We start from the raw sequence: 12918 nt of genomic DNA on the forward strand, positions 1-12918 counted from the left end.
ATCGAGTGCGCGAGACGGACATCCTGTCGCTAACTGAACTGTTGTCGGTATTGAGTGGGGTTCAGGCCGAGCTTTTCACTGAACAGGGCACGCATATACCGCACGCTGCCGAAGCCGGCATGGAAGGCCACTGTCTTGAGCGGCAGGTCGGTGCTTTCCAGCAATTGCCGCGCACGGTCGATACGCGCGCCTTGCAAAAAGGCCATGGGCGTCATCCGCACCTCGCGGGCGAACAACCGGGCGAAATGGCGTGCGCTCATGCCGGCAAGTTCAGCCATGGACTCGATGGTGAACGACTGTTCCAGATGGGCCAGCACATGGGTCTGTACGCGGGTGATCGGGGTTTCCTGGGGCGCCACCGCCGCAGTCATCGGGCTGAACTGGGCCTGGCCGCCCTGGCGCTTCATCACCACCAGCAGCACCTTGGCCACGTCCACCGCGACTTGCTTGCCGTGGTCCTGGGCCACGACGGACAACGCCAGATCGATACCGGCAGTGACCCCGCCCGAGGTGATCAAGCGCCCGTCCTGCAAGTAGATGCGATCGGTCTCGACGATGGCCTTGGGGAACGCCTTGATCAGCCGCTCGGTGTAGTGCCAATGGGTGGTGACGCGGTGATCGTCAAGCAACCCGGCATGCCCCAGCACAAACGCCCCGGTACAGATCGAACCGAAGCGCCGCGCGCGCTGGGCGGCCGCTTTGAGCCAGGGCAGCGAGATCGGGGTGGCACTCGTTATAGGCCCCCGGGCCGCCAGGCACCAGCAGCAGGTCATAGGCGCCGTCGGCCTGTTCCAGCAGCAGGTCGGCCTGCACCAGTACGCCATTGGATGCGCGCAGTGGGCCGGGCTCGGTGCCGATGATGAGGATCTGGTAATGCGCCGCAGCCGGCAGGTAGCGGTTGGCAATGGAAAACACTTCGAGCGGCCCGGCCATGTCGAGCAGCAGGAAGTCCGGAAACAGCGCCATGGCCACGGTTTTCATAGCGGGAAGTCCATCGGAAGGAAGAAGGCGGCGGGCAGTATGACACGTCCAGCACTGTCAACTTCAAGGAGACAGTTATTCAAATTCCAACTTCTTAATGAACACCCCGATAACCAGTAACCTTCTTCTCAACGCAAGCGCCCTGCATTTCGCAGCCCACGCTCACTTGAGGACACCACCATGCTGACCCTTCGCAAAGCTTCCGAACGCGGCGCCGCCAATCACGGTTGGTTGAAGTCGTTCCACACCTTCTCGTTCGCCAACTACTGGAACCCTGCCGAACAGGGCTTTTCCGACCTGCTGGTGATCAACGATGACCGCGTCGCCGCCGGCAAAGGCTTCGGCCAGCACCCGCACCGCGACATGGAGATTTTCTCCTACGTGCTGGAAGGCGCGCTGGAACACAAGGACACCCTGGGCACCGGCTCGGTGATCCGCCCAGGTGACGTGCAACTGATGAGTGCCGGCAGCGGCGTGGCCCACAGCGAGTTCAACCACAGCCAAAGCCGTGGCGTGCACTTCCTGCAAATCTGGATCGTGCCCGCCGCGGCCGGCGCCGAGCCGCGCTATCAACAGGAGCACTTCAGCGAGGCGCAAAAACGCGGGCGCCTGCAATTGATCATCTCGCCGGACGGTGCCGACGGTTCCTTGAGCGTGCGCCAGGACGCTCGGGTGTATGCCGGGCTGTTCAACGGTGACGAGGCCGCCACGCTCGACCTGCCGCCCAATCGCCATGTGTACCTGCATGTGGCCCGGGGCAGCGTGGAAGTCAACGGCCAACGCTTGCAGGAAGGCGACGGTGCGCGCATTCGCGATGAACAACAGGTCCGCCTCAGCCACGGCGACGATGCCGAGGTGCTGGTGTTCGACCTGCGCCCTCAAGAACTGCCGCAGATGCCATGAAGTGCGCCGCGATGGCCCCGCGAAATGGGTCATCGCTGACGTCGATAGTCACCATCAGCGCAATGAAGTTCTCTTAAAAAATGCAACGCGTAACATCAAACCCATACCCGGCAACACCTACTTAAAACACTTGGAGCACACCCTCATGAAACGCCAAATCTTGCTTAGCCTTGCTTTCTCGGTACTCGCTGCCAACGCATTTGCCCACCCTGTCGTTGCAGAAGGTGGCGCGGATCGCCTGATCGAAAGTCGTGTTGCCGAAGGCGGGGCTGATCGCCTGCAAGGCAACCGTATAGCTGAAGGCGGTGCGGATCGTCTGCAAGAACGTGGCCTGGCTGAAGGCGGCGCGGATCGCTTGCAGGAACGTGGTCTGGCTGAAGGTGGCGCGGATCGCTTGCAGGAACGTGGTCTGGCTGAAGGCGGCGCGGATCGCTTGCAGGAACGTGGTCTGGCTGAAGGCGGTGCGGATCGTCTGTTGGACAACCACGCATAACCCGCCCTGTTCGCGGGGCACCCCAAACCGGCCTGATCAGCCGGTTTTTTTTCGTCTCGGATTTAATGCAGGTCGCGGTCCAGCCACACCACCGCCTTGCCGATCTGTTGTCGCGCTTCGATGCGCGCATGCACCTGTTGCACGGCGTCCAGGGTGTAGTGCTCCTGCGTATCCACCACCAATGCCCCTTCCAGCATCGCGGCAAAGACTGCATTGGCACGTCGCTGCACCGTCGGGCCGTCAGCCATATGATCCGCCAGGCGCGGCCGGGTGAGGAACAATGAGCCGGCCTCCCCCAATTCAATCGGGTCAAGGTCGGTCAGCGAGCCCGAGACATTGCCATAGTTGACGATCAAGCCGCGCTGGCGACAGGCACGAAAGCTGTCACGCAAGGTGCTTTTGCCGAGCGAATCAAACACCACGTCCACCCCCTGCCCGGCGGTAGCCTCCAGCACGCGGTCGGCAAACCGGCCGTCGTCGTACACCCAGGCCTGATGAGCGCCACGCTCACGGGCAATCGCACATTTTTGCGCTGAACTGCCGGTGGCCAATACCGTGACGCCGATGTGCCTGGCCATCTGTACCAACAGTTGGCCGATGCTGCCGGACGCAGCGTGGACCAGGCAGGTGCTACCCGCCTGCAACCGCGCCACATCTTCAATCAAGTAATGCGCGGTGCAGCCCTGGAACATCGCCGCAGCGGCTTGATCGAAGGCGATGGCATTGGGAATCTGCGCAACCTTGTCGGCGGGCACCGAGGCATATTCGGCGTAAGCGCCCCACGCGATGCACCAGGCCACGCGATCGCCGACGGCCAAATGGCTGACCCCCGCCCCCACCTCCACCACCACGCCTGCGCCTTCCATGCCCAAGGTACAGGGCAAGCGTACCGGGTAGGTGGCCGAATGGGCGTACTTGCCCTGGCGGGTATGCACATCTATGAAGTTGATGCCGGCGCAGGCGACTTTGATCAACACGTGACCCGCCGTGACCTGAGGCGTGGGAACGTCATGGCGCACGTGGACCACTTCAGGGCCGCCGTAGGTTTGCAGCGTGATGGCTTTCATCGAGGGAACAACTCCGTTTGCACTGGGAAGCGGCCATGGTAAAAGCATGGGCTCAGTAGGAAAATTCCCCAATACTTCACACCCTCCGTGCGGAAATAACCCGATGTTCGATTGGCAGGATCTGTATTACTTCACCGTACTGGCCCGTACCCAATCCCTGTCGGCCGCCGCCCGCGAGCTGCAGGTGGAACACGCCACGGTAGGCCGGCGCGTAGATGCCCTGGAAAAAGCCCTCGGCGTAAAGCTGGTGGACCGTCTGCCGCGCAGCCGCCCGCTGACCGCCCAAGGCCTGGCACTGGCCGAATTGGCGGCGGGCATGGGTGATATGGCCACGCAGGTGATGCGCCTGTCGCGCGTGGCCTGCATTGAAATGGCGGGCACGGTGCGCATCAGTTGCCCGCCGTCCATCGCCAACTATTGCGTGGCGCCCCAAGTGGCACGCCTGCGCGCCCGGTTCCCGCAAGTGAACCTGGTGCTGCTGCCCTCCACTCAACTGGCGGCGCTGGACAAAGGCGAGGCCGACATTGCCCTGCGCACCGTACGCCCCGACGATGAAGCGCTGGTGCGCCGCAAAGTCGGCGTCGTGCGCTTTGGGCTGTATGGCCCGGCAACGTTCCTGCACCTGCCCGCCGAACAGTGGGCCTTCATTGCCTACGACAGCAGCCGCGATCACTTGCCCCAGCAGGCCTGGATGCATCAGGTGCGCGGCCATCGAGAAATTGCATTCGCCGCCAGCGACTTGAGTACCCAGCAAATGGCGGCGCGGTCGGCCATGGGCGCGGTGGTGCTGCCGACCCTGGTGGGCGATCACGACCCGCTGCTGGTGCGGCTCCCCACCGCCACCGAAGGCCCTTTGCGCGATATCTGGCTGACGGTGTACCCCGACATGCGCCGCTCGCCATTGGTCAAGGTGGTGATGGAGTTTCTAGTCGACTGCCTTGAGAGCCAGGCGCAGTTACGCCGCTGACTCAACTGGACGTGGCGAGGAAGCGCTTGCGATACGCCGCCGGCAGCAGCCCCACCCGCTGCTGGAACAGGCGGCGGAACGAGTTGCTGTCTTCATAGCCCACCGCATACGTGATGCTCTCCAACGTCATGCGGGTGGACTCAAGCAGGTGTTTGGCCCGTTCCAGGCGCAGGGTTTGCAGATAACCGATTGGCGTGCAGTCGGTCGCCTCCTTGAAACGGCGCTTGAAGTTGCGCACGCCAAAACCAAAACGCCGGGCTACGTCGTCGATCACCAGTGACTGGGCAAAGTGCTGCTCCAGCCAGTACTGCACCCGCAGTATCTCGCCGTCGCCGTGATGCCTGGGCAATGACCACATGGCATACACCGACTGCTCGCTGCGCACGCCGTCGACCAACAGGTATTTGCCACAGGTATGGGCCAGTTCGGCTGAGCCAAAGCGGCGAATCAGGTGCAGCATCAAATCCATCGCCGCGCTGGCGCCCCCGCAGGTGATCACGCGGTTTTCCTCGCAGAGTATCTGCGCGTCGTCCAGGTGAACCTGCGCATAACGTCGGCGAAACAGGTCGGCAAACGCCCAGTGGGTGGTGGCGCGCAGGCCTTGCAACACCCCGGTTTCGGCCAGCAGGAAGGCGGCGGTGCACATCGACGCCAGCACCGCGCCGCGCCCATGTTGCTCGCGCAGCCAGGGGCCGTAGGCGGGAAACGCCGGCAATGCGTCTTTGAGCGTAAAAAGAAAGCCGGGGATGAGCACCAGGTCGGTCTGCGCGATCTGCGTGACTGCGCAGTCCACTTGCATGCGCTGCCCGCCCCAGGTCACCACTGCTTGGCCGTCCAGGGAGGCGAGCACGATTTCGAACGGCGGGCGCTCGGCAAACTGGTTGGCCGCGCTGAGCATTTCCACCGCCAGGGTGGCGCTGGCGGCAGAACATTGATCAGCCAGAAGCAACGTGATGTGCATGAAAGGAACCCGATTGCGCTTTTCGCATGAAATAAGTCATTTGCGCACCTACCTTAGCGGATTCCCGGTCCTTACAGTGCTGCCATTCATCATCCATTTGGCGCTCCCCTTATGAACCTCTGGTTTCGTCTGCTTTCTATGCTGTGCCGTCGCCCATGGCGCACACCCGCCCATGGCCTGGCCACCACCGTGGTGCGCATGCGGGTCTGGCCCCTGGACCTGGACATCAACCGGCATGTCACCAATGGCCGCTATTTTTCCCTGGCCGATGTCGCACGGATGGATTTCGTCTTGCGTACCGGGGCCTTTCGCGTTGCGCTACGCCACAAGGCACTGCCCATCGTCGGTGACACCTGGGGCAAGTTCCGTCGGGAATTGAAGCTGTTCGAAGCGTTCGAAGTGCACACCCGCATGCTCGGCTGGGATGCCAAGTGGAGCCTGATGGAACACCGTTTTGTCAGTCGCGGCCGCGTCGTCGGCGTCGTCGTGATGCGCGGGCTGTTCCGCTCGGCCAAGGGCACCCTGCCCCCTGCTGAGTTTGTACGGGCACTGGGCTTGGACCCGACGTCACCGCCGATGCCGCAGTGGCTCAAGGACTGGGCGCAAAGTTGCGAGGACATGAGTGCGCACTTACGCAAAGAGGAGCAGACCTGAGAGCGCCACCACCCTCGCGTCGATCATCACGCCCTTCCCATTCCTGCACCGCGATGAGGCAAGGCTTTAAACCTTGCCCCAATACCAAAAAAATCGTTGGGGCTAAAATACTTACCGAGCCTTACGAATTTGCACTAGCCTATGTCTAAGTTCAGCTAAAGAACCTCGCAACATCCCCCAACTCCCCCGCCGCGCCCTCAAAAATAACGTGACGAATGTTAAAATTTGTCACGTTTTACCGTATTCAATTCGATTAGTATCTAAATGCTAGCAGCGATTGAACTGGTGGCCTTGCATGCCAGAAAAGGGAGTAGGTTATGCATTTTTCCAATGTGCTTGCTATTGCACGGACTCAATCGAAATCGGAGGACTTTCGGGCGCTGATAGTTCGCACTGTACCGAATGATTTAAAAGTCGATACACGTTGCTACGGGCAACTAATCGAGGCTCATGAAAATCACGCACACTACCGTGCCGTCATTATAGAAATTGATACGCCCTCTGCGATAAATCAAACGCTGGACATTATAAGAAAGACCCGGAGCGACAACCCGGCCTGCACGATATTCGTTGTTGTGACGTTTGCCTCCACCCTGAGCAAGACAAAATACTACCTGGCCGGTGCTGATTATTGCGTCAAGGTAGTAGAAACCTCCCCCGACAAAAAACTAAGCCTGTTTGATGCGTTCCTAAGCGAAAGCGCGCGCCTGAATTGCTGCGGTTTGATGCTCGACCAAGATCGTATGTGCCTGTATGGCGCCGGCAAAAAGTTGGAAATATCCTTCGTTGAAATGAAAGTACTCGAAGCGCTGATCCAGAACAGACTCCTGAGTCACAATGAAATCGCTGAAGTCATGGGCCTTAATACCAAGTATTACGACTCCCGGGCTCTAGAAAAGTCTATCAGTCGCCTGCGCAGTAAGATCAAGGCGCACTACGGCGATAACATCATTCAGAACATTCGTGGCTATGGCTACAAACTCAGCCGAGGGTTTATTCACGCCAACCATTGCCACGCCATCGAGGAGAGTTCGAACCGTGAATAGTGAACAACTATCCGCCGCCGACGTTATGGAACTCACGATGACCCGGCAGGCCATCGTCGAACGCAGTCAAGCCCTGTGGGGCAGTGAAATCAGCGTGGTGGGCAGCGGTGATCGCGAGCAACTTGACTGGGCCTACGGCGAAGCGCTGCGTCGCACTTTACCGCGCCGTAAAACACTTCAGGTGATCGCTCACAGGTTTGTCAAAGTCGATCAGGCTGCGTTAATGAACGATACCCTCATTCAAAACATCGTTCAGGTGGCGCACGCACTGGAAAAACAAGGCCACACCTTAACGCTCAGCATTGATAACCCGCTCGACGCGCTGCCAGGTCCCGTAGAGCGTAGGGCCATGGTGCGCCAGCTGTATAAACTCAAAGACCAGAGCGGTATCAAGTTGGCCTACAACCACTACACACTTGATACAAAACCCGGTGACCTGTTAATCGACCTGAAACTCTACGACTACATCAAGATGCCCTTCCCGGACTCAGCCCTGCGCCTGAGCCTGAATACGCGCTCCGGTCTGTTCGATCGGCTCTACGAGCGCATGCTGGAATTGATCAATGCCGCCCGAGTGCGCTTCATTGCCGAAAATATCGAGTTTTCCGATAGCGCAATGTTGGCTAAAAACTTGCCATTCGAATACTTTCAGGGCGGCTATTACTCACCTGCCGACCGTTTATAAAACCCTGCCTCTTCCCTGATATCGGTGGACACTATGAGCTCCCTTAAAAAACACGCCTTCACCCCGGCGCCTCCCGCTATTGCCCTGCATGACTTCACGCCCAATGCAGAGCTGTTCCACTACGACTTGAACGCACTGGCCACTCACGTGCTCACCTTTTCGCAGCCGTTTAACAGTGCGCGCCAGGAATCAAGAATGCCTTCGCCCAAGATCGCTGATAGCCCGCCGCATAACCACACTCGCCCTACGGATAACCAACTCGAAACACCCCACCCGTCTGCCCAGGACGTCTGGCTGCTGACCCAACATGATCGAATACTGGTCAAAGGTGATCTGCGTATTTCACTGACCAGTATTGAGTCGGCGTTAATACAAAAAATGCTGCACCACGAAGAACGCGTGGTCAGTAAGGAAGAGTTGATCCGTAATATAGGCCGCGAGCCTGACCACTACCGTGGCCTGGAAATGTGCCTCAGTCGTTTGCAGGAAAAGTTCAAGCGCGCCAATGAGGGCGAACGCTTGTTCCGTGCCGTCAGAAACCGTGGTTATTGCCTCACGCAGAAAATCAAGAAGCCGTTAGAGCTGACCCCCGCGCGTCGTTAATATAATAATAAGCTCCAGGCCTTATCACACACCCTGCCTATTACCAGCCTTTTATACCTGCCCTTTTATAACATCACCCTAACAACATCGCCGACACCTTGTTATAAGTCGTCAGCCAATGCCCCCGGCCGTTCATTACTATCCATGGGTACGCGCTTGCGCGTGCCTGTCGTTTAGTGCGGCTTATACCGCGACTTGATTAAAGCCTGCCACTACGTGCGTGGTCGCCACCGGGAGCAGAACTATGCTGAACAATACTAGAATGCATCGCAACCTGACCCCCAAGGGTCTAACGTTCTGGGGCCAATGGACGCTGGCGTCAAGTTTGGTCGTTGCCGTGTTGTTTATGTTGGTATTTTTAAAAACGGGCCAACTTGAGCATACCTATCGAGTGCTCGCCGCTTTTACCATACTGGCCTCTCTTCCGGCGTATAGCCTGTGCGATGTCTACAGTAAGAAAGATGATTATGCCGTGGGCTTGGGACGGCTGTTCATGGGCTGGCTGTTAACGGTGGGCATATTGTTTGCCGTGGGGGTGGTGTGTGACGCCGGCGCACTGTTCCCGTTGGAAACGTTATTACTATGGGCAGCGTTGAGTTATCCATTATTGGCACTGTGTTATATCCCCCTGCACAGCCTGTCCCGCTATTACCATCGCCAACTCCATGAACGGCAAAGGTCATTAATCGTGGGTACCGGCAAACTCGCCGTGGACTTGGCCCGAACACTCTCGCGCCAGAAACGCTCGCCATTGGTGGGGTTGGTCGGCAGCCGCGCCGAAGCGGTCGAAGGCGCGCAACCGCAGATACTCGGCGAGCTGCCGCACTTGCCGCAATTGATCCGGCAACACGGCATTCGTCGGCTCTATATCACCCACTCGCTGCAGGAAGCCACGCACATCGAAGCGTTGTACCTCAACCTGCTCGACATCAGCGTGGATGTGATCTGGGTACCCGACCTCAATAACATGCTGCTACTCAACCATTGCGTGGCCGAAGTGGATGGGCTGCCGGCGATTTTCCTCAATGAAAGCCCGTTGACCAGCCGCCCCACCGCCGCCCTGAGCAAGTCGCTGCTGGACAAGAGCATCGCCTTGCTGGCGATCATCGTGCTGAGCCCGGTGCTGTTGCTGTTCGCCCTGCTGATCAAGCTCACCTCGCCAGGCCCTGTGATTTTCAAGCAGGAACGTCATGGCTGGAATGGGGAGGTGATCAAGGTGTGGAAGTTTCGCTCGATGCGCGTGCATGACGACCATGAAGTGCGCCAGGCCAGCCGCAATGACTCGCGGATCACCCCGGTAGGCCGGTTTATCCGCCGCACCTCCATTGATGAGCTGCCGCAGTTGTTCAACGTGCTGCAGGGGCATATGGCGCTGGTCGGCCCACGGCCCCACGCTATTGCGCACAACGACTACTACTCGGGGAAAATTCTTGCCTACATGGCCCGCCATCGGATCAAGCCCGGCATCACCGGCCTGGCCCAGGTCAATGGCTGCCGGGGCGAAACCGAGACCCTGGAGAAGATGCAGCGGCGCGTCGACATCGACCTGCACTACATCAACAACTGGTCGCTATGGCTGGATATCAAGATCCTGGTGAAGACGCCGTTTACGCTGCTTTCAAAAGACATCTACTGATAACGGCCAAAGGTGGGAGGGAGCGTGCTCCCTCCCACCTTTTTTTATCCGCGTTATCCGCGCGGCAGGCTTGCTCGCTTCAGCCTGTCTACTCGGTGATCTTCTCGAAGTTGTTGTAGAACCGCCCGCTGTCACGCCCCTCTGTCATCGTGTGCAATGAGTAGGCACGGTTGAGGCGTGCCCCGCCATCGCGGGTCAGCGGTGACCAGACTATATTGGCGCGACGCATCGTCGAGGTACTCATGAATTCGTCGAACGGGATGGAAATATAGATCCCTTTGTCGAAACTGCCCTCGCCGTAGTCCGCCTTCGAGGCGGTCGTGAGTGTGACCCATGCGCCAAACCTCACGCCGTTCTTGAACTCGCGCGACAGATCCACGGTGGAGCCCCAATCACGCGCCAGATAACGCCCGACACTGACTGCCGCCTGCACATCACCCGGCAGCTCGGTGTAGCTGGTGACATGGCCGGTCAGCGTTTGATAGTCACGCAGCCCGAACCCCTGGTTGAAATCACGCTGGCGCACCACGTTCACGTCGGCGCCCACTGACCAGCCTTGCCCCAAGGGCCGATAAAGCACTTCGCCGCCGACCCCGGCGAACATGGATTCCAGGTAACCGCCGTAGACCATGCCATACAGGTTCTGATCCAACTGCACGGCATGGTTGAGCTGGAACGTCGGCATCGTTACGTCGGAGGTGGTCAGGTACTTACGCAGGTCGGTGCGCACGCGCGGCAGCCCGCTCGGCGCATCGTAGGTGAACTTGTCATAGTTGTTGTACAGGTTCGCGCTGAGCATGCCGCTCCACCAGATATCGCGGGTAAAACGGTACTGCGCGTCGGCATCGGCGGTGAACTGATAGAGCAGCCCGTCAGGGCCGCCGATGTTCTGTTTGTAGCCCAGGCCAACGCCATAAGTGAACGGGTCCAGGGCCTGGGTATAGAGGGTGGTCTCCCGATGGGCGAGCGCCGGATTGACTTCAGTTGCGCGGTGCAGATCCTGCAGCGGCCGATCATTCTTGAGCACCGCGCGGAAGGTGCCACGCGGCACACTGGTCTCTTCTATCGACATGTCGTAACGCTGATCAACCAGGGTGAACCATTCGACGTCCTGGTTAACGCTGTTGTCGAGAATTCGGCTAGCCCGCCCTACCGCCTTGGCCGGGTTGAAGTAACGGGACTGTTCGCCATACACCAACAACTCCGGACCACGCTGGGCAATGCGCTTGACCTGGTAGCCGGCGTTTTGCTGCAACCGGCTGGACACATTCGCCCAGTTCACCTGATCCAACGGGGTCGACGGCACCTGCGGCGGCAGCGGTTCGGCAGGAGGGTCATAAGTTTTGACGGGGGCCTTGCGGCTGACAAAGTTGGTGTGCAACGTAATACCGAACATCGCAGTATTGCCGCGTTCCCAAGCAGCACTCAGGTCGACGCTGTCGGCCAACTTGTAGACGACGCCGACGTTGATCGGCAGGTCTTGCTTGATCGGGTTATCCAGCGGCTCATTCTTGTAATCATTGCCTTCGTATTCGAGCTTCAGGCTCAGCGGCTCCCAGGGGGTCTGATAGGCAATCCCGCCAAACAACGAGGGGTGGCCCCTGAAGTAAGCGTTGGTGTTCACTTCGCCCGCCCTGGCCACATCCGCATCGCTTTGCGGCCGGTCGTTGAATTGGCTGCCCACTATCGCCAGCGGGTTGCTGAAATCGCCCCGGTTGCCCAAGTAACCCCAGGCAAGACCCAGGCTGAAATCAAGGTCGCCGTAACGCTTGTTGGCGACGAAATATTCGCTGGAGAACAAGCCTGTCCCGCCGATGTCACGGGCGCCGATTGCAACTTGCGGAGCCCAGTGGCTCTCCTCCCAAAGCCGCGCTTTCACATCGATGGCCTTGTCCTTGAAGCTTTGATTGCCGCTCAACGCCTCCGGGCCGTACTGCCGGTTAGTGATCGCGGTATAGCGGAACGAACCCTCCAGCCAATCAAAGGGCTGGAAGGAAAAACTGTAGCGCGAATAGGGGTCTGTACGACTGGCGGTAGCGCTTAATTCCCCGACAGGCGCCATGCGCGCGGTGGGTGTCTGCAACAGACCGACACCGCCAAAGTCATTTTGGGTGTAGCGCGGTTCGCCATGAACCAGCCCACACGGCAAGAGCAATGCAGCAGCAAAACGTAGCTTCAAGGGGCCACCTCAGCCAAGGGTTGAGTGGCGAGAAACTCGGCCAACTGTTCATTGAGTTCAGGTGTCGGCGATTGCAGATCATCACTTCGGATGGGCACCAGGATCCGGCTGCCGGGGGCAGGCATAACACCTTGCTCATGGTTCCATGGCGCCACGCCCAGGCGCCTCACGTGGCCATCGGGCTGAATCAACCACACATAATCGCTTTGGGCGTCGCTGAGAATCGCGCAGCGCCGGGCGTACACCCAGGCTTCTTGCGCTGCGGCATAGGGCACCTGACAGGTCTGCTCCACCGCTCCCAACACTTCGACGGTGGACGGCCGGGCCGGATAGATCAGGCGGTCGCCCTCATCGAGCGGGCTATCAAGCGCAAACCCTACCTCCAGGGCGATCGGATCAAGCACCGCAACCTGGCGCCCGGTAACCGGCAACCGCTCCACTTGCTTATACAAACGCGCGCTCAATGCAGCGCGAGTGTCACGCCCCTCCAGCAAGGCGACTTGCTGCAGCAATTTCAGATCGAACAACACCCCGGCCTTCAAGCGGGCCTGCGGGCCTTCCAGGGAACGGTGCAGCCACGCGGCGCCCAACCAGTAACTTTCGGCGTTGGGCTGGGTTGCAAGGATCACGTCCCGCAGACGTGTGCCGGGTTGGATGGCGAGGTTGCCGGGGCTTCGGACATCGCCGCTGACGGTGATGTCGGCCTGGCTTAGCCCCGTGGCGAACATGCACGCGCCGAGCAA

Annotated in this window: 12 protein-coding genes and 1 pseudogene; 8 read left to right on the forward strand and 5 right to left on the reverse strand. The window is 59.5% G+C overall.

Translation table 11 applies throughout. From position 1 onward, the window contains the following. Positions 1 to 29: 29 nt before the first annotated feature. Positions 30 to 981: pseudogene (locus AB4O25_RS06745) on the reverse strand (GlxA family transcriptional regulator). Between the two features lie 180 nt (positions 982 to 1161). Between AB4O25_RS06745 and AB4O25_RS06750 the strand changes: the two are divergent. Both AB4O25_RS06750 and AB4O25_RS06755 read left to right on the forward strand, forming a co-directional pair. Beyond that, the gene (locus AB4O25_RS06750) at positions 1162 to 1884 is read left to right on the forward strand and encodes a pirin family protein (RefSeq protein WP_460150678.1); all 723 of its coding nucleotides are present in this window, start codon (positions 1162 to 1164) and stop codon (positions 1882 to 1884) included. Between the two features lie 145 nt (positions 1885 to 2029). Beyond that, the gene (locus tag AB4O25_RS06755) at positions 2030 to 2377 is read left to right on the forward strand and encodes a hypothetical protein (RefSeq protein WP_324256285.1); all 348 of its coding nucleotides are present in this window, start codon (positions 2030 to 2032) and stop codon (positions 2375 to 2377) included. A 62-nt stretch (positions 2378 to 2439) separates the two neighbouring features. Here the strand turns inward: AB4O25_RS06755 and AB4O25_RS06760 are convergent, their stop codons facing one another. Then, on the reverse strand, positions 2440 to 3444 hold the full coding sequence (locus tag AB4O25_RS06760) for a quinone oxidoreductase family protein (RefSeq protein WP_460150679.1): 1005 nt from the start codon (positions 3442 to 3444) through the stop codon (positions 2440 to 2442). A 103-nt stretch (positions 3445 to 3547) separates the two neighbouring features. Here AB4O25_RS06760 and AB4O25_RS06765 point away from each other — a divergent pair, with 103 nt between their 5' ends. Next, entirely contained in the window at positions 3548 to 4411 is an 864-nt protein-coding gene (locus AB4O25_RS06765) for a LysR family transcriptional regulator (protein WP_017527352.1), read from the forward strand. Position 4412: 1 nt separating this feature from the next. Here AB4O25_RS06765 and AB4O25_RS06770 read toward each other — a convergent pair whose 3' ends face one another. Next, a complete protein-coding gene (locus tag AB4O25_RS06770) occupies positions 4413 to 5372 on the reverse strand; it encodes a GlxA family transcriptional regulator (protein WP_460150680.1) in 960 nt (319 codons plus the stop codon). A gap of 111 nt (positions 5373 to 5483) precedes the next feature. Here AB4O25_RS06770 and AB4O25_RS06775 point away from each other — a divergent pair, with 111 nt between their 5' ends. From AB4O25_RS06775 to AB4O25_RS06795, 5 genes are all read left to right on the forward strand, one after another. Then, positions 5484 to 6026, forward strand: a complete 543-nt coding sequence (locus AB4O25_RS06775) for a thioesterase family protein (RefSeq protein ID WP_460150681.1) — start codon at positions 5484 to 5486, stop codon at positions 6024 to 6026. 317 nt (positions 6027 to 6343) lie between these two features. Then, the gene (locus tag AB4O25_RS06780) at positions 6344 to 7072 is read left to right on the forward strand and encodes a winged helix-turn-helix domain-containing protein (protein ID WP_026067229.1); all 729 of its coding nucleotides are present in this window, start codon (positions 6344 to 6346) and stop codon (positions 7070 to 7072) included. Continuing rightward, positions 7065 to 7757 (forward strand): YuxH family protein, encoded by a 693-nt coding sequence (locus AB4O25_RS06785; protein ID WP_223271476.1) that lies wholly within the window; start codon positions 7065 to 7067, stop codon positions 7755 to 7757. Before AB4O25_RS06780 ends, AB4O25_RS06785 begins: the two co-directional genes overlap by 8 nt. A gap of 33 nt (positions 7758 to 7790) precedes the next feature. After that, the gene (locus AB4O25_RS06790; RefSeq protein ID WP_065878786.1) at positions 7791 to 8360 is read left to right on the forward strand and encodes a winged helix-turn-helix domain-containing protein; all 570 of its coding nucleotides are present in this window, start codon (positions 7791 to 7793) and stop codon (positions 8358 to 8360) included. A gap of 244 nt (positions 8361 to 8604) precedes the next feature. After that, entirely contained in the window at positions 8605 to 9996 is a 1392-nt protein-coding gene (locus AB4O25_RS06795) for an undecaprenyl-phosphate glucose phosphotransferase (protein ID WP_065878784.1), read from the forward strand. A gap of 88 nt (positions 9997 to 10084) precedes the next feature. Here AB4O25_RS06795 and AB4O25_RS06800 read toward each other — a convergent pair whose 3' ends face one another. Both AB4O25_RS06800 and AB4O25_RS06805 read right to left on the reverse strand, forming a co-directional pair. Then, complete coding sequence (locus tag AB4O25_RS06800; RefSeq protein ID WP_460150682.1) at positions 10085 to 12175, reverse strand: YjbH domain-containing protein; 2091 nt, start codon at positions 12173 to 12175, stop codon at positions 10085 to 10087. After that, positions 12172 to 12903 carry a capsule biosynthesis GfcC family protein gene (locus tag AB4O25_RS06805; RefSeq protein WP_263290948.1) on the reverse strand — a complete coding sequence of 244 codons (732 nt, stop codon included), beginning with the start codon at positions 12901 to 12903 and terminating at the stop codon, positions 12172 to 12174. The genes AB4O25_RS06800 and AB4O25_RS06805 overlap by 4 nt, the downstream gene beginning before the upstream one ends. Between the last annotated feature and the right edge of the window lie 15 nt (positions 12904 to 12918).

It is taken from the genome of Pseudomonas sp. S3_A03, assembly GCF_054668275.1.